A 15,705-nucleotide genomic window follows, 5' to 3' on the forward strand; every position below is an offset into this window, starting at 1 on the left:
AACTACTTATGCTGACGAGTGACGCCGCGCGTGCGACGTGCTTATGACACCGACCCGTCGGAGATGCCCAGATGTCGGAGATCCAGCGCCCCGGAGCCCTCTACCAGCAGGTGGCCGCCGCCATTCGCGAAGCGATCCTGTCGGGCGAGTTCGCCCCCGACTCCCTGTTGCCGTCCGAAGCCCAGCTCATGACCCGCTACGCCGTCTCCCGCCCCACCGTCCGCAACGCGATCGCCGCACTGCGCGCAGAGGGCCTGATCGACGTGCGGCACGGCAAGGGCAGTTTCGTGCGCTCCGGTGGACAGCCGTCGCTGACGATCGAGCGCCGCATCAGCCGCACCGCCGACGGGAAGTTCGTCATGCCCGGCGGTGACGTGTGGCAGGAGAGCGAAGAGCCCACCAGCTACCGCACCCGCACCACGAAGGCCACCGGCCGACTCCTCCAGCTCGCAGAGGAAGAGGCCCTGTTCGGGTGTGACCGGTTGCTGTTCGATCCGAGCACGGGCACGCGCGCGATGCACCGCACTCTGATCCCGTTCGCCGTGGCCGACGCCGTCCCGGCACTGGGGGAGGAGCCGTGCAAGCGCCCGGTCGCGTTCTACCGGCTGCTCACCGAGGCCGGACACAAGCTCACGTGGTCGGAGACCGTACGCGCCCGGATGCCCCTGCCGGATGAGCGCACCACGCTCCAGCTCCCCGACGCGACCCCGATCCTGCACCTGTCCCGCATCACCCACGACACCGACGACCGCCCGCTGTTCCTCGAAGAACTCCGCGCCGGAGCCGACCGCGCCGAACTCGCCTACCGGATCACCGCCGACAAACAGCCCGCCCGACGCACCCGAGCATGATCGGCACGCCGCATCGGTCGAAACAGCCTTCACTTCCTCAAGGGCGCGCCTGCGGCGCGCCGGGACGCCCGGCCGCCCCGGCCGGGCATGCGGCGTGACCGCCGGTCCCGTCCGGACGCCAGGCGCCCCCAACCGCAGCATGCTCAAGGCATCGAGGCGACGACCGGCCGCCGAGGGCCGGAGCCCACGGGGCCGGGGGTCGCCGACCGGAGAGACTTTAGACAGCCACCATGGGGCGAGCCTCGAAGAACAGGGGGCCCATCGGGCACAACCACGGGCAGGTCCACCACCTGCCCGATTCGCCGGACGAGCGTAAGGCCCCCTGTTCACTCGCCCCATGGCAGCTCCCGCCCAAAGTCTCACCGACCGACGACGTGCCCACGCGCACCACTCACCAGCGGAAACACCCCTCACTGCGCACCACCGTCGCCGCCGCGGAGAGCCTCCAGGAGCCCGGCAAGCCGGTCCACGGTGTCAGGCCGGCCCGCCAGGCGTACGACCCCGCGCCCGTCCTCGTTCGTCGAGGCGACCGCCCGCACGTCGGACAGTTCGAACCCGGCGCCGAGCAACGCTCGGTTCAGCCGGTCGGCAGCCTCTCGCGCGACCCGCCACTCCGTCACGTAGTCGACACCTGGCACCCACAGACCGGAATCCATGCCCGCGATGCCGTCGAGTCCATTGCTCAGCCAGTCCTCACCCGCGCCAGCCACGGCGTCCACCTCAGCCCATTCCGAAAGAACGGATCGTCAACTTCCTTGATTTCAGGGCCAGTAGCGACGCAACGCGACGGCCCCGGTACCATCAGGCACCGGGGACCGTCGCGTCCCCTGCCGGGCCACCCTTCGCTTTCCACGGCTGACGGGGTGGCCCGGTCTCGGTATGTGGTTGTGAGGCGCGGCCCCTTCTCGGGAGGGGAGCCCCCGAGGTGCTACAAGGAGCCGCGCCCCTCGGCCGGGCGGGTCAGGCCCGGCCTGTCTCCGGGTCACTCTCCGCTCCCGATCGCGAGGGAGCCGAGCGGCACAGCGACCCGGGGCTTGTCAGCCCCACCTCTCCAACCAGAGCCGGTCAAGATCCAGACGAGCCCACACGTGCTTGCCGCCCTTGCTCCCCGGCGACCACCACACCGCATCGGCCAGGCGCTGAACGATCAGCAGCCCACGACCCCGATCCGGCAACAGCGCTTCCGAGAAGTCGCCCGCCAGCTCCGGTGAAATGAACTCACCCGCCGCCAGCTCAGGAGGCGTCGAGTCCTCGTCCCCGACACCGATGACCAGCAACTCCGGATACGTCATCAGCGACACGTCGATGCGCCGCGCGGCACCCGGCAGCGCAAGGCGGTTGTCCGGCACCGCGTGATGCACGACGTTGCCCACCAGCTCCGACACGATGAGCACCGCGTCGTCCACCGCGTGCGGCAGCTGCCAGGTCTGGAGATACGAGCGAACCAGGTCCCGCGCGGCCTTGACGCAGTCCGGCGACTCGGCGAAGAGGGTCAGCGCCCGGAAGTGTCCGGTCGACGGGTCCTGCGCCGAGCGGCGGCGCGGGGGAGGCTCCACCGAGGCATTCACCGGGTGTTTGCTCTGCTGTGTTTCCACCGCGTTCCCTCCCGAGCACCGACGGGCTCTCCGGCCCGCTTGTATGTGCCGACCAGTGAACGACGCAGCGCCCGCAGCCGGGAGCGTTCACCAGGGAGTTCACGTGAACACCGGCAAACGAAAGGGGGGTTCACCAATGAACCCCCAAGACGAGACCGCTGTGACACGATGGACACTCGCCGTAATGCTCGGGTGGGCAGGGGAGCATGAGCCGAGAGCCGAACGCGAAGCTGATCGCGATCATGGAAGAGGCGAAGGTCTCGAACAAGGGCCTCGCCAAGCGCATGCAGGAGACCGCCGCACAGCGTGGCCTTGATCTCGGCACGACCCACATCTCCGTGCAGCGATGGCGGAACGGATCCGGCATCCGGCCGCAAGCGGCAGCGGTCATGGCGGACGTCCTGGGCGCCAAACTGGGCCGCCGCATCGGGCCGGTCGATCTCGGCTTTCTCGATCTCGCACAGCCCGCCACGCCTCAACCGGTCGGCTACCCGCACACCATGCCAGACGCCCTGTCCATGCTCGACGGACTCACCCGAGAACCAGCCGACGTGCCTGCTTCGGACCAACTCGCCGTCGCAGACGCCGACATCAGCTCCGCCGTCCTGTCATGGATGATCACGCGCCCCGACGGCATCCAGGCCGACAGACCCACTCACCGCCGAGTCGGCATGCGCGACGTACGTGCGATCAAGGAAGCAGCGGGCCTGTTCATGCAACTCGACTTCAAGTACGGCGGAGGCCACGGCCACAAGGCCCTGCGCCACTACTTCCGCGAAGACGTGCTGCCCCTGCTGGACACGAGCTACAGCGAGAAGGTGGGCACCGCGTTATTCGGCGCCGCCGCCGAGATCTCCCAGTTGCTTGCCTGGACCGCGTACGACGTCGGAAACCAACGGCTCGCCCACCGCTACTTGACCTCGACCCTGCGCCTGTCCCAGGTCATCGACGATCGCATGTTCGGCGCCCGCATCCTCGGCAACCTCAGCCACCAGGCGAACTACCTCGGCAACCACGCCCAGGCCATCCAACTCGCCCGCGCCGCCGTCGAGGGCGCCAAAGGCCGAGCCACCCCACGAGCCCTTGCGAACTACTCGGCCATGGAGGCCCGCGCCCTGTCCCACGCGGGCGACGGCATCGCGGCAGCGCGCGCGATGAAGGAGGCAGAGCACCACTTCGGACGCGCCGACACCGCCGAAGACCCAACATGGCTCGACTATTTCGACGAAGCAGAACTTATGGGCGAACTCTGCCACTGCTTCCGCGACCTCAAGATGCGCCGTGAAGCCGTCGAGCAGGCTCAGCGCGCCGTGGACAGCACCGACCCGAAGTACGCCCGCACCCTGGGCTTCTGCCGCATGGTGCTCGCCCAGAGCCAGCTACTCAACGGAGAGCTGGAAGCCGCCGTGACCACCGCGAGCCTCGCAGTCGACGGCGGCGATTCCCTCCAGTCAACCCGCTTCCAGCGCTACGTGACCGACTTTCAGAACGAAGTCAGCGTGCACGCGATGAACCCCACCGTGACCGCCTTCAACGCGAAGGTCCACGACGCCCTCAACCGGCTCGACGAGGACGACGAGTAGCCGCTACCAGGGCTTCCAGTCGCGCGGCGCATCGTCATTCCGCAGGCCAGCGATGCGCCGGCGATACTCCGCCGCCGTCTCCGCATCCTCATGAATGTTCTGCATGAGCCATGTCGTCATTCCGAACTCTTGCAGCCCGCGCAACGTCTCGTACCCCTGCCAGTCGTACAGGTCGCGCCCGTACGAGGCCACGAAGTCGGCGTACTGCTGATCGGTCTGCCATCCAAGACTGTGGTGCTCAGTGGCGGTGACCATGAGATCCCACTCAGGGTGATCGAAGCAGAAGGCTTCGAAGTCGATCAAAACCACCTGTCCCTGATCATCAACCATGAGGTTCTGCACGTGTGCATCACCGTGGACCGGGCCCTTGGGCGTCTCAAACCGCAACTCGGCGTACCTGCCGCGAAGTTCATGCCACCGCTTCCGCAGAAACGCCTTGTCGTCCTCAGGGATGACCGCCCGGTCGAGCCGTAGCTGTTGCTTGTCGAAGGGGTCGAACGAGGGCAGCTCAAGACCGTCCGGCACGGTCAAGGCGTGCAGATCCCGCAGCACGGCCCCCAACTCTCCGTATGACGCCTTCCGATCCCCCTCAACGATCAAGTGCCAGAACGTCACCGGGTGACCGTCGACCAAGATCGCCTGTTCAAGATCCTCGACGACACGAGCAGCGGGAAACCCCTCCTTCACCAACCACCGCGAGACAGCCGCCTCTTTGCGCGCCGTGGCCAGCCACTCCGGCGCACGGGCCACGCGCACGATCACCGGCACCGACGCCAGCCGGAACAACGCGTTCTCCCCGAGCCGGATCAGCTCCGCGCCTCTGTCGTCGAGCCCCACCGCCCGGCACGCGGCCACCATCACCCCCGTAGCCGCTGCCGACGTGAACCCCTCTTCCGATCGAGCAGCGTCAACCGCCATGCCCGTACCAGCTCCCCTAGTCGCGCGATCAACCGACGCACGCCTACAGGGTGACCAACCCCGCGCACGCCAGACACGACGTTGACGGTACCCACCCGCAGGTGAACAAGACGAGACTGTCTGTGCCGAGCCTTCCTACCGACAGCGCACTCGTCGGGGTGGGATGTTACGCGCAAGTGGGTCGCCGGCGGATTTTTTCAGGTCCACGAAATTGTTTGTTCCTCCGAGTGTGGCTCGCCATCCTCAGTCCACTTGTGGATCACGGTCCCCTGCCAGGCGACCCCGTGGTGAATACCTACTGGAAAATCAACATAAGAGCGTGGAACGATGCGCTTGGCGGTCGTTTCACCGAAAAAAATTGGCGCCATTCCCTCATCGTCACTACGAATATCTAGAGTGACTTCCTCTGCCGCCCGGTTTCCAAGATTCTCTACACGTAGACGATGATTCACGGACTTTTGTTTTACGCGTCCTCGGCTATCCGTTGAGGACTCTCGATCGTATAGATAGGTAGATCGCAAAATAGCGCCGGAGACCGATGCAGGAGTATTAGCGTCGTCGCTGCTCAGATCTCCCAGATCGTAGGCGTCACGCTCCAGGCATCTCCGGACTTTAGTGACTAGATCGTCTGTCGAAAGGTAACTACCTGTGAGGTTGCTCTCCTGAAGTTCGCTACGGAACGCATTCAGTGCTGCGAGTTGTTCCGGATCGTGGTCACGTGACAAGTCACCTTCGGAGAAGAACACATGTACTGCTGCTCCTCGGTCATGAGCCCGGAGGATTTCCTCGGCCGTACCGGAGACAGCACGCTTGGTCGCCTTTCCAAGTCGGCTATTGAATACAGCAATGACGATATCCGCTGTGTCAGCGAACTGATGATTAATCTCTTGCTGGGCATCTCTGGGGCCCATCATCGGAACGGATCCCAGCTCCCATCGCAGAGGTAGCAAGTGAATTTTTCGCCGCAGTGTGTGGTCACTGTTCCAGCTACGGATAACATCTTCCACAGCATTCCTCTCGGGCGCGGTGTCGCTCGGAGAAGCAATCAGGACGCTCAACGTGATCGTTTGCAGGGCCATGGAAGCAGGCTAACGTGAATCACCGGCATGTAGGGAGCCCTCTCCAGTGAACTGGGCCCTGGCTCCCTGTGGTTACCGTCGGCCATGAGCAAGAAAGCCAGCACCAATACCCATGGCCGATGCAGCATCGTTTTGTGAAGGATGCAATGTATGTGCGGTGTGTGTGATCCTGACGTGCATGCCGGCTTTCCCTCGTATGGGTTACGCCATCTGGAACCGTCACGTTTCGCAGAGGCGATGTGCTATGCCTGGTGCCATGACTAGCTACGAGCTTGCGCACCCCCTATACCTTGACGTGCAAATGATGGTCAGCTTCCTTGCGTATCTCGAAGGTGGGGTGTACCTCTCCAGCGAGCAGACCCTTCAGAGGGAGAAGCTTCGGGCAGGTAAAGCGAATAACAGCGATAATTATGTGAAGCTCCCTTCTCTGGGCGCACTCCTGGGCACTGAGGCCTCCCTTATCTCGGGAAACAGCCATCCTCTTGGTGAAAACTCTGAAACAAAAGTGGCACGCCATCACACTGCGGCCAGCCTGTTCAACGCATTGTATGGGTATTTGCATCAAGATGACGCAATTCTGACTCTCGAAGATCAAGGCCAGCTAGCCACAATTAAATCTGGGGCGTTCGTCCGACTTTCAGGTCGTTACACCGGAAATCCGCTTGAGGAAATGCTGGCCATCTTCACTCAGGCGCTGTCATACATGGGGGAGATTTCGCGCGATATTGAGGAAAAGCGTTCGCAGAAATCTGCGAACCGTAAGTCGGGGAACCCCCAGAATCGTGAACTGGCCGACCAGCAGGGCGCTCACCCTTACGCCGAAATTGGGGAGCAGTTTAGTGAATTTGAAAAAAGTATCGAGATGAGGTTTCTGAAGAGGATGAAGGAGGAGCTGGAATCCTCGCCAATTCATGATGTTGTGCTGGAAACTGCGTCAGGCGTCAAGGCTGTTCTAACTGTATCTTCTGAATACTATGACGCGGCTGTTGCCGAGAGGCTTAGTTCCGGAGATTTTGTTGTGCTGGGCAAGGTGACGCGAGTTCTGCTTGAGGGTGAGTCAATCAGCCTTTCGCGGCGAACTGTCGTAGGGAAGATGGGTGACGCGTCAGACTCCGTGACTGACACGATCGCCAATATTCCAGGATTTACCCTCCAGTCTAGTGAACCAGTCGTTAAGTATCCCGCGGTCCAGATCTTGCCGATGGCGATCTTTGTTTGAACTTCCGTCGAAATTGAAATAGTGGGCTACGTGAAATTCTCACAGAGATCGTGGGGTATTGTTTTCCCCGTAATGTCAGAGTGTTCGCAAAAACCTTTCCACGTCCACCATGTTTACGGAGCTTCTATCTTTCGGATGGACGACGATAGTCAACTGACGAGAAACGATTTCCTCGCGGGAGGAGGCGATGAATGAGAGTGCGATCATCTTTATCAGACTAGTTCGATCTAGTGCCCCCACGCGTGCCAGCTCTGACCCAATGATAGGAATGGATACCGGCTCAAGGCCGCCGTGTATTCTCACGGAATCCCAAGCGGATGTAAGACTCTTCCATAGTGCATCAACGGAGCATCTAACCCGTAGGTCATTTCTCATGTACCCGTATGCGACGGCGTAAAATCGAATCCGTGAAATCCTGAGCACGATTGTCGTTCCGATGGGATATCTATTTCGCTTTCCTCTTTGCTTGTCCTCGGTACTCTCTTCGCGAATCGGGTCAATGCCGGAAAGCTGAGTTTCAATAGCGGCGTCAAGTTCATCGGTGGATCGATTGAAGTATTTCTCTTGAAGTTGCCCCTGTACGCTCCGGGGATTTATTATGACGCCATCTGTAAGGTCGGTGTCGAAAGTGTCCGTGAATCCAACGATCACATTTCCCGACTCATTCAATACGTCGCCGCACTTGATCTGGATTATAAAATCTGGGTACGTGTAATTATGGTTGGTCTCAAATTTAGGCCAAGAGTGCCAGACTCCGACAAAAAGACAGCACGTGGCCAAAGAAGTCAGGATCCATATACCGAAACTTGTCAAGCTTGGCCATAGGGCGAGAGCGACCTGGAAGGCTGCGCTGAGCAATCCAAATGATGCCAATGATGCCGAAGCTATCGCGCCGATTCCTTGGCGTGTGAACATCACTTCACGAGCGCCCTGGTGCATGCATACCACCTGTCCGTTTCGTTTTGAGGTGTAATTAGGTTGAGGCTTTACGATTGATTGTCCCCCGAGGGGCGGTCTGTGATGCTGACGGCGGCCGGGTAATTTCTTGTTGCGCGGATTGCGACACTCTTCTGTGCGACAAGTGCGCGAACTGCTTCCTTGCCTCAAACCAGTGATCGCTTTCCGGGGCGTCTCGTAGGTACGCATGTTGATGTTGCCCAGTGCCTGCGGGTAGCTGTATCGCTGTATGGGCAAGACTTGACTGACGACTCCCTCAGGGCCGCGATGGGGGCCAGTTCCGCCTTGGTCTGGGCCCACAGGACCAGGCCGTACGCCAGCACCGACAGGGCCGCTCCGAGCAGGCCCACGGCGGCGAAGGGGCGGAGCCGGGCGGCTGTCGTGCCGCGCCAGCGCCAGAGGGCGTACGCGGGGATCGCCAGCCCCTCCAGGGCCATCAGCCAGGCGATGTAGCCCAGCGCGGACCCGGAGGCCCGTACGCCCAGGCCGTCCACGACCGTGTACGCGGCGATCGACAGGCCCGTGGCCAGCGCGGCCCCGATCGCCGCCCAGTGCGGACGGTCGCCGCGCAGGCCCCACAGCGCGACCCCGGTCAGCCCGGCGCAGCTCAGCAGGATGCCGGCCGCCGCCCAGCCGTCCGGGACCTCGTGCGCGAAGACGGCGGCGAGGACGGTGACGACGAGGGGCGCCGAGCCGCGGGCGATGGGGTACGCCTGGCCGAAGTCGCCCAGCCGGAACGCCGTCATCAGCAGCACGTAGTAGACGAGGTGCACGATCGCCGAGGCGATCAGGTACGGCCACGCGCCGGCCTCCGGGAGCGGCACGAACGGCACCATCGCGAACCCGATCAGCGCCCCGCCGCCGGCTATCAGCGTGAACCCGACCAGCTTGTCCGTGATCCGGTGCGCGAGGGCGTTCCAGCCGGCGTGGGTGACCGCGGCGAGCAGCACCGCCGCGGTGACGACCGGGGTCACGCGTGCGGCTCGCGGACGTCCACCAGGGTGGCACCCGCGTGGGCGATCAGCGTCGCCGGAGCCATGGGGAAGACGGTGTACGGGGTGCCGGCCGCCGCCCACACCGTGGGGTGGTCCAGGAGCGAGCGGTCCGCGAGGACACGGGTCCGCGTCCGGTGCCCGAAGGGCGGGACCCCGCCGATCGCGTATCCGGTCGTCTCCCGTACGACGTCCGCGCGGGCCCGGGTGACCTTCGTGGCGCCGAGTTCCCGCCGGACCGCCTCCAGATCGACCCTGGACGCGCCGTCCATGAGCACCAGCACCGGGACGCCGTCCGCCGCGAAGATCAGCGACTTGCAGATCTCGCTCAGTTCGCAGCCGAGCGCGGCGGCCGCCTCCGCCGCGGTCCTCGTCGCCTCCGGGAACCGGCGGATCCGGGCGTGCAGTTCGCCCAGGCCCAGCCCGGTGAGCGCCTCGGCGAAACGGGGGTGGGCCACGGAGCCCTCGGTGTCCTGCGTGGGGTTGGTCATGCGGGCACGCTAGCGGTGCGTGTACGGGCCATGCGAGGGGGTTGTCGGGAGGGTCCGGTGGGTGCGGGTGCGGGTAAGGGTGCGAGGGAGGGCCCCGCCGGGCCCAGCGCGGATGCTCCGTCCAGCCGCGGGCACGGCACTCCATCCAGCCACAGAGACGGCACTGGACCGGCACGGGTGTTTCCCAGACGATCTGGGCATGACACAGACCCCGACCGCCGACGGCCCCCGCGCCTTCCTGATCCTGCACGGGTGGCAGAACCTCCGCCCGGCCGCCCACTGGCAGCACTGGCTGGCCGACCGCCTCACCGACCTGGGCCACGAGGTGGCGTACCCGCAGCTGCCCGAGCCGGACGACCCGGACCTGGAGCGGTGGCTGGCCGAACTGGACGCGCTGTTGGGTGAGTTGGCGGGCCGGCGGATCACGGTGGTCTGCCACAGCCTGGCCTGTCTGCTGTGGCTGCACGCGGTGGCGCGGGACGACGTCCTGTCCGGCCCCGTCGACCGCGTCCTGCTCGTCGCCCCGCCCGCCCCCGAAGTCGCCCTGGACCACCCGGAGATAGCCGAGTTCGCCCCGCCGCGGCCGGACCCCGCCCGGCTGGCGGCGGCCGCCTCGTACACCCGGGTCGTGGGCGGCGACGACGACCCGTACTGCCCCGGCGGCGCGGCCGCGGTCTACGCCGGGCCGCTGGACCTGGACGCCGACGTACTCCCGGGCCAGGGCCACCTGGACCTGGATGCGGGCTACGGCTCCTGGCCGTCGGTCTTCGACTGGTGCCTGGACGCGACGCCCGGATCGTACGAGAAGGCCCCCGTGCACGCCCGTACGTGACCGACGCCCACCGCCCGCCGCCGTCACCCGGGGCTCAGCCCCCGCTGCCCGCCTTCAGCAGCGCCGCCACGATCGGGCCCGCCGACTCGCTGCCGTGGCCGCCCTGCTGGACGACCCCGGCGGAGGCCAGGTCGCCCTTCCAGGCGGTGAACCAGCCGTTGGGCTCCTTCTGGCCGTCGACCTCCGCGGAGCCGGTCTTGGCCCCGAAGTCGGGGCCGAGGCCCGACATCGCCTCGGCCGCGGTACCGGCCGCGGCGGTGTACCGCAGGAGTTCGCGCAACTGTGTGCGGGCCGAGGCGGACAGCGGCCGCGCGGCGGTGGCGAGGGTGCGGCCGTCGACGGAGGGGGCGACCAGGTAGGGCTGTTTGAAGGCACCCGTCTTGGCCGTCGACACCACCGACGCCATGTTCAGCGGATTCATCCGCACACCGCCCTGGCCGATCAGCGAGGCCGCCATCGGGGCGTCGCGCTGCACCGGCACCGCGCCGTCGAAGCTGGACACGCCGATGGCCCAGTTGTTCAGGCCGAGCCCGAAGACCTGCTGGGCCTCCAGGGCCAGGGAGTCGTCGTCCAGCTTCTTCGCCTGGGAGATGAAGGCGGTGTTGCAGGAGCGCGCGAAGCTGGCCTTGAACGTGCCGTTCCTGATCTGGAACTTGTCGTCGTTCTGGAACTTCCAGCCGCCGTACGAGGAGAACTTGGGGCAGGGGTGGGCCTTCTCCGCCGACGCGAGCCCCTTGTCGATGAGCAGCGCCGACGACACGATCTTCATCGTGGAGCCGGGCGCCAGGGAGCCCTGGAACGCCACGTTGAAACTGCTGGAGTTGGCCGCGGCCAGGATCTCGCCGGTCGAGGGGCGCATCACGACCACCGACGCCCGCTTCGTGGCCGCCACCTTCGTCTCGGCGAGGGCCTGCAGTGCCGGGCTGAGCGTCGTCTTCAGCTCCCCCGGGGTGCCCTCGCTCAGCTCCAGCAGCGTCTTGTCGGCGGCCTTCTCCTTCTTGGAGCCGGCGGAATCAGCCGACTCGGCCGAGCCGGCGGGCTCGCCGGAGGACGTGCCGCCCTTCCCGGTCTTCTCCGGGTCCGCGCGGACGATCCGCAGTTCGACGCCCGCCCTGCCGCCCGCCTTCTTGCCGTACTTCTCCCGCAGACCGTCCAGCACCGAGCCCAGCGACGGGTACTTCTTCGTCGTCAGCTCACCGCCGTCCCGGTCGAGGGCCTTCACCGGGGGCGTGCCCGCCTCACCGGTCACCAGGCGGTCGCCCTCGGCCAGTTCGGGGTGGACGACGGACGGCCGCCAGTCGACGACGGGTTCGCCGTCCTTCTTCGCCCGGACGACGGTGAGGGCGCTCTCGTAGGTGAGCGGCTTCTGCGTGCCCTTGTAGGAGACCGTGCCCTTCACCGTGAACGGCACCTCGTCGCCCGCGCGTCTGCCCCGGGTGAGGGTGACGTCCTCGACGTGGGCGTCCTTGGTGAAGCCGGTCAGCGCGGCCCTGGCGGCCGCCGCGTCGTCCGTGGCGGCGGCCGCCTTGGTGACGGTGCCCTTCTGCCAGGCCGTCAGGAACGCGGTCGCGGCGGTACGGACCTCACCGGCGGACAGGGGCCCGCTCTTCACGGCCTTGGCGTCGGCGGAGCCGTCGTCGGCCGAAGCGCCCGCGCCGAACACCGTGTACACGGCGAACGCACCGCCGCCCAGGGCCGCGACCGCCGCTCCGCCCAGCACGAGATGCCGCCGCGGCCTCCCCGGCTTCGCGGCCTTCCGCTCGTCGACACGCCTTCTCTTACCCACGCTCCGACCTTCCGCTGCCCCCGACTGCCCTCTCGTCCCACAACGAGAACCCCCACACTAGAGTCCCGCGGGTCACTCCGTGGGTGGGGCCGGGTTTGTCCGCGGATGGGTGGGGGCCGGTCGCGCACCCACCGCTTCCAAGTCCGCTCACCCTCCGGCCTTCAGTACCTCCGCCACGATCGGACCGGCCGCCTCGCCGCCTCGGCCGCCGCCCTCCGACATCGCCGCCGCGGCCACGTCCCCGCGGAATCCGGTGAACCAACTGTCCGCCACGGCCTGCCCGTCGATCTCCGCGGAGCCGGTCTTCGCCCCGATGTCACCGCCGAGTCCGGACATGACGGTCGCCGCCGTCCCCTGGGTCGCGGTCAGCCGCATCATCTGCTTCAACTGCGCCGACGTACCGGCCGACAGCCCCTTGGCGGTGGCCAGCTTCCGGTCGTCCAGCTCCGGGGACACCAGGTACGGCTGCCGGAAGGTGCCCGTGATCGCGGTCGACGTCACCGACGCCATGTTCAGCGGGTTCATCAGGACGTCGCCCTGGCCGATGGCGTTGGCGGCCCGGTTCGGCCCGCCGGAGGGCGGGACCTTGCCGTCCATGGACACGATGCCCGTCTTCCAGTCGTCCCGGCCGATCCCGAACCGTTCCTGCGCCTCCTGGGTCAACGACTCGTCGGACAGCGGCTTCTCGTCGATCAGCTTGATGAAGGCCGTGTTGCAGGACCGCTCGAAGCTGTTGGCGAGCGTCGCGCTCGACGTCTCGTCCGCCTTCAGGCCGGGCAGGTTCTTGAAGGTCTGGCTCATCCAGGTCGCCGTGTCGGGGCAGGGCGCGGGGCCGTTCATCGAGGTCACGTCGTTGTCGATGAGCATCGCGGCGGTGATGATCTTCATCGTGGAGCCGGGCGGGAGTTCCCCCTGGAAGGCCGCGTTGAAGTCGTCGTCGCGGTGGTTGGCGACCGCCAGCACCTGTCCGGTGCTGGGCTGCACGGCGACCACGGACGACTCGGGGTGCTTGGTCACCGCCCGCTCGGCCGCCGCCTGGATCCCCGCGCCGATCGTGGTCCGCAGCTTGCCCGCCCTGCCCTCGGTGAGGGTCAGCAGGGTGGTGTCGCCGGCCTCCGCGGCGGCGTGGTGGACGCCCAGCTCGATGCCGGGGGTGCCGCCCGCCTCGGCGCCGTACCGGTCGCGCAGGGTGTCGAGGATCGGCCCGAGGGAGGGGTACTTCTCCTTCGTCAGCACCTTGCCGTCGCGGTCCACGGCCTCGATGGGCGGCGCGGCCGCCTCCCCGGTGACCAGGGTGTCGCCCTTCTTCAGCTCGGGGTGCACGACGGAGGGCCGCCAGTCGACCAGGGCCCGCCCGGTGGTCTTCCCCCGCACGACGGTCAGCCGGCTCTTGTACGCGAGGTCCTTGCTCTTGCCCTTGTACGACACGGTCGCCCGGACGGAGAACGGGACGGTCCGGCCGCCGCTGCCGGTGGGCTCGCCCGGCTCGATCTTCACGTGGTCGATGCGTGCGACGCCGGTGAAGCTGTCGAAGACCTTCCCCGCGTCCAGCGCGTCGTTCGTGTAGGACGCCGCCGCCGACGGGTCGCCCTTCTCCCACGCCGCGAAGAACTTCTCCGTCGTCTCCCGGACCTCGTCCGCGTCCGGCGGCCCGGTCCGCTTCTGCGGGCTTCCCCCGTCCCCGTTCAGCGCCGTCACGAAGTTGTACCCGCCGTACCCGGCACCGCCCAGCATCGCCGCGAGCACCCCGCCGACTATGGCGCCCTTGACCCCCTTGCGCATGACGCGACTCCCCCTTTGAACGCGTTCAGAAACCGCTTGCCGGGGCTCACTGTAGGCATGCCGGGGTGACGCGTGGGGAAAACGACTCCTTTGCGTGCCCTGATTGTTAGCGCGTCAGAGCCCGGCGAACGGGGTTCGGCCATCACACCCAGGTATCCAGCCACATCCGCGACCGCCAGCTGTCGATCGGGATGGGCTGGCCGGTGTACAGGGGCCAGAAGTAGATGAAATCGCGGCTGGCCGGGCCGATTGGGGCCCTGACCAGCCACGACGGTGGTGCGGTGGGGCCGCGTCAGGCAGCCTGGGCCGTCTCTGGGCCGTGATCTTGAGGATCGGCAGCCAGATACACCCCGTCGACCGCCTTCCGGGTGCGGCCCTCGCTGCTCGGCATGAGGTGCGTATAGGTGCGCAGCGTGAACCCCGGATCGCTGTGACCGAGGTACTGACTCAGGGCCCGGATGTTCTCTCCCGCGTCCAGCAGTACGGACGCGTAGAAGTGCCTGAGCGCGTGCATGCCGTCCTCGGGGGCCGACGCGTACCGTTCGCCGCGCTCGGGCTTCGGGATGACTCCTGCGCCCGCCAGAGCGGGCTTCCAGTGGTGAGCGTTGAAGTTGCTCACGCGGACGTGGTTGCCTTCGACCCCGCTGAACAGAAGCCGTTTCGTCACGAGCGGGCCGTCTGGTGTACGCCAGGGAAGTGTCACGTCCACCGGGGCGAACTCCTCGGAATGGGCACGCAGGGCGGCGGCCACGGCCCTCGGGAGAGGGACGTCACGGACCTTGCCGCCTTTCGGCAGGGCGAACACGTACTTCCCGCGGATGCGCTTGAGTTGGTGGCCGACGGTCAGCCATCCGCCCTCGTAGTTGAGTTCGTCGACCGACAGACCGAAGATCTCGCCCTGTCGTAGGCCACATCCCGCTCCGGGGTCGACGGTGGCCCGGAAGCGCTGCGCGAGGGCGGCCCGTACGCCGAAGACGTGCGCGGACGTCCACGGGTCCACACGGGGCTTGCCAGGCTTCGGGAGCTGCACTGTGCGGGCCCGACAGGGGTTCTTGCTGAGCAGCCCGTCGTCGACCGCCGCACTGAGCGCAGCCGAGACGGTCCCTACGATGATGCGGCGGTGCGATTCGGCCGGCACGGTGTCTTCGAGGGCCGCGATCCAGGCCCGGATGTGTTCAGGCTTGAACGAGCCGAGCGGGCGCGTCCCGATGTGGGGATAGGCGTGCAGTCGAAGCCGACGCTCAGCGGCCTCACGGCTGTTGATCTCGCCTGTGTGGGAGTTGACCCAGCGCTCTGCGTACTGCCGGAACGTCGTCCGTGCCGTGCGTGGGTCGATGTACTCCCCGCGCGCCATGTCCGCCTCGGTCTGCGCGAGCCACTGTTCGGCGAGGCGCTTCTGTCGGTCGGGGAAGCTCTTGGACTTCTCGGTGCCGTCGGGGCCGATGTAGCGGGCGCGGTAGCGCAGGCCGCTGCCGTGGCGGTCGCTCTTGACGCGGACGGTCTTGCCGTCGGTGTTGGTCTCGGTCTTGAACCAGCGGTCTTGGATGTGGCCGGCCATCTGGGGCGTGGTCCCTTCTGGGCATGAGGAAGGGAGGGGCACGGTGTGCCCCTCCCCGGTGG

The 15,705-nt window shown here is 66.4% G+C and carries 14 protein-coding genes; 4 read left to right on the forward strand and 10 right to left on the reverse strand.

The window, feature by feature from the left end; all coding sequences use genetic code 11:
* Positions 1 to 71: 71 nt before the first annotated feature.
* Positions 72 to 851: a GntR family transcriptional regulator gene (locus tag SCAB_RS25530; RefSeq protein ID WP_013002966.1), complete on the forward strand. Its 780-nt coding sequence runs from the start codon at positions 72 to 74 to the stop codon at positions 849 to 851.
* A gap of 410 nt (positions 852 to 1,261) precedes the next feature.
* On the opposite strand, the gene SCAB_RS25535 is transcribed toward SCAB_RS25530, so the two are convergent.
* Together SCAB_RS25535 and SCAB_RS25540 are read right to left on the reverse strand one after the other, a co-directional pair.
* Positions 1,262 to 1,561, reverse strand: coding sequence for a hypothetical protein (locus SCAB_RS25535; protein ID WP_041670936.1), 300 nt, complete (start codon positions 1,559 to 1,561; stop codon positions 1,262 to 1,264).
* A gap of 327 nt (positions 1,562 to 1,888) precedes the next feature.
* Positions 1,889 to 2,446: an ATP-binding protein gene (locus tag SCAB_RS25540; RefSeq protein ID WP_078580185.1), complete on the reverse strand. Its 558-nt coding sequence runs from the start codon at positions 2,444 to 2,446 to the stop codon at positions 1,889 to 1,891.
* A gap of 206 nt (positions 2,447 to 2,652) precedes the next feature.
* Here SCAB_RS25540 and SCAB_RS25545 point away from each other — a divergent pair, with 206 nt between their 5' ends.
* Entirely contained in the window at positions 2,653 to 4,029 is a 1,377-nt protein-coding gene (locus SCAB_RS25545; RefSeq protein WP_013002969.1) for a tetratricopeptide repeat protein, read from the forward strand.
* A 3-nt stretch (positions 4,030 to 4,032) separates the two neighbouring features.
* Here SCAB_RS25545 and SCAB_RS25550 read toward each other — a convergent pair whose 3' ends face one another.
* Both SCAB_RS25550 and SCAB_RS45265 read right to left on the reverse strand, forming a co-directional pair.
* Complete coding sequence (locus SCAB_RS25550) at positions 4,033 to 4,947, reverse strand: phosphotransferase enzyme family protein (RefSeq protein WP_013002970.1); 915 nt, start codon at positions 4,945 to 4,947, stop codon at positions 4,033 to 4,035.
* 197 nt (positions 4,948 to 5,144) lie between these two features.
* Complete coding sequence (locus SCAB_RS45265) at positions 5,145 to 6,026, reverse strand: hypothetical protein (RefSeq protein WP_078580186.1); 882 nt, start codon at positions 6,024 to 6,026, stop codon at positions 5,145 to 5,147.
* A 256-nt stretch (positions 6,027 to 6,282) separates the two neighbouring features.
* Here SCAB_RS45265 and SCAB_RS47055 point away from each other — a divergent pair, with 256 nt between their 5' ends.
* Complete coding sequence (locus SCAB_RS47055; RefSeq protein WP_148274226.1) at positions 6,283 to 7,245, forward strand: DUF6414 family protein; 963 nt, start codon at positions 6,283 to 6,285, stop codon at positions 7,243 to 7,245.
* 75 nt (positions 7,246 to 7,320) lie between these two features.
* Here the strand turns inward: SCAB_RS47055 and SCAB_RS47060 are convergent, their stop codons facing one another.
* The 3 genes from SCAB_RS47060 to SCAB_RS25560 form a co-directional block, all read right to left on the reverse strand.
* Positions 7,321 to 8,184: a macro domain-containing protein gene (locus SCAB_RS47060; protein ID WP_148274227.1), complete on the reverse strand. Its 864-nt coding sequence runs from the start codon at positions 8,182 to 8,184 to the stop codon at positions 7,321 to 7,323.
* Positions 8,185 to 8,348: 164 nt separating this feature from the next.
* Positions 8,349 to 9,176, reverse strand: coding sequence for an EamA family transporter (locus SCAB_RS25555; RefSeq protein WP_013002975.1), 828 nt, complete (start codon positions 9,174 to 9,176; stop codon positions 8,349 to 8,351).
* Entirely contained in the window at positions 9,173 to 9,685 is a 513-nt protein-coding gene (locus SCAB_RS25560) for a YbaK/EbsC family protein (RefSeq protein WP_037724605.1), read from the reverse strand. The genes SCAB_RS25555 and SCAB_RS25560 overlap by 4 nt, the downstream gene beginning before the upstream one ends.
* A 199-nt stretch (positions 9,686 to 9,884) precedes the next feature.
* Between SCAB_RS25560 and SCAB_RS25565 the strand changes: the two genes are divergently transcribed.
* The gene (locus SCAB_RS25565) at positions 9,885 to 10,517 is read left to right on the forward strand and encodes an RBBP9/YdeN family alpha/beta hydrolase (RefSeq protein WP_013002977.1); all 633 of its coding nucleotides are present in this window, start codon (positions 9,885 to 9,887) and stop codon (positions 10,515 to 10,517) included.
* 34 nt (positions 10,518 to 10,551) lie between these two features.
* On the opposite strand, the gene SCAB_RS25570 is transcribed toward SCAB_RS25565, so the two are convergent.
* From SCAB_RS25570 to SCAB_RS25580, 3 genes are all read right to left on the reverse strand, one after another.
* A complete protein-coding gene (locus SCAB_RS25570; protein ID WP_037724602.1) occupies positions 10,552 to 12,303 on the reverse strand; it encodes a penicillin-binding transpeptidase domain-containing protein in 1,752 nt (583 codons plus the stop codon).
* A gap of 147 nt (positions 12,304 to 12,450) precedes the next feature.
* On the reverse strand, positions 12,451 to 14,085 hold the full coding sequence (locus SCAB_RS25575) for a penicillin-binding transpeptidase domain-containing protein (RefSeq protein ID WP_013002979.1): 1,635 nt from the start codon (positions 14,083 to 14,085) through the stop codon (positions 12,451 to 12,453).
* Between the two features lie 292 nt (positions 14,086 to 14,377).
* Positions 14,378 to 15,643: a tyrosine-type recombinase/integrase gene (locus tag SCAB_RS25580; RefSeq protein ID WP_041669628.1), complete on the reverse strand. Its 1,266-nt coding sequence runs from the start codon at positions 15,641 to 15,643 to the stop codon at positions 14,378 to 14,380.
* Positions 15,644 to 15,705 lie beyond the last annotated feature (62 nt).

It is taken from the genome of Streptomyces scabiei 87.22, assembly GCF_000091305.1.
Lineage (GTDB): Bacteria > Actinomycetota > Actinomycetes > Streptomycetales > Streptomycetaceae > Streptomyces > Streptomyces scabiei.

Coding starts and splice junctions, on each gene's coding strand:
- SCAB_RS25530 (WP_013002966.1), top strand. CDS start 72: ATGTCGGAGATCCAGCGCCCCGGAGCCCTCTACCAGCAGGTGGCCGCC.
- SCAB_RS25545 (WP_013002969.1), top strand. CDS start 2,653: ATGAGCCGAGAGCCGAACGCGAAGCTGATCGCGATCATGGAAGAGGCG.
- SCAB_RS25550 (WP_013002970.1), bottom strand. CDS start 4,947: ATGGCGGTTGACGCTGCTCGATCGGAAGAGGGGTTCACGTCGGCAGCG.
- SCAB_RS45265 (WP_078580186.1), bottom strand. CDS start 6,026: ATGGCCCTGCAAACGATCACGTTGAGCGTCCTGATTGCTTCTCCGAGC.
- SCAB_RS47055 (WP_148274226.1), top strand. CDS start 6,283: ATGACTAGCTACGAGCTTGCGCACCCCCTATACCTTGACGTGCAAATG.
- SCAB_RS47060 (WP_148274227.1), bottom strand. CDS start 8,184: ATGCACCAGGGCGCTCGTGAAGTGATGTTCACACGCCAAGGAATCGGC.
- SCAB_RS25560 (WP_037724605.1), bottom strand. CDS start 9,685: ATGACCAACCCCACGCAGGACACCGAGGGCTCCGTGGCCCACCCCCGT.
- SCAB_RS25565 (WP_013002977.1), top strand. CDS start 9,885: ATGACACAGACCCCGACCGCCGACGGCCCCCGCGCCTTCCTGATCCTG.
- SCAB_RS25575 (WP_013002979.1), bottom strand. CDS start 14,085: ATGCGCAAGGGGGTCAAGGGCGCCATAGTCGGCGGGGTGCTCGCGGCG.
- SCAB_RS25580 (WP_041669628.1), bottom strand. CDS start 15,643: ATGGCCGGCCACATCCAAGACCGCTGGTTCAAGACCGAGACCAACACC.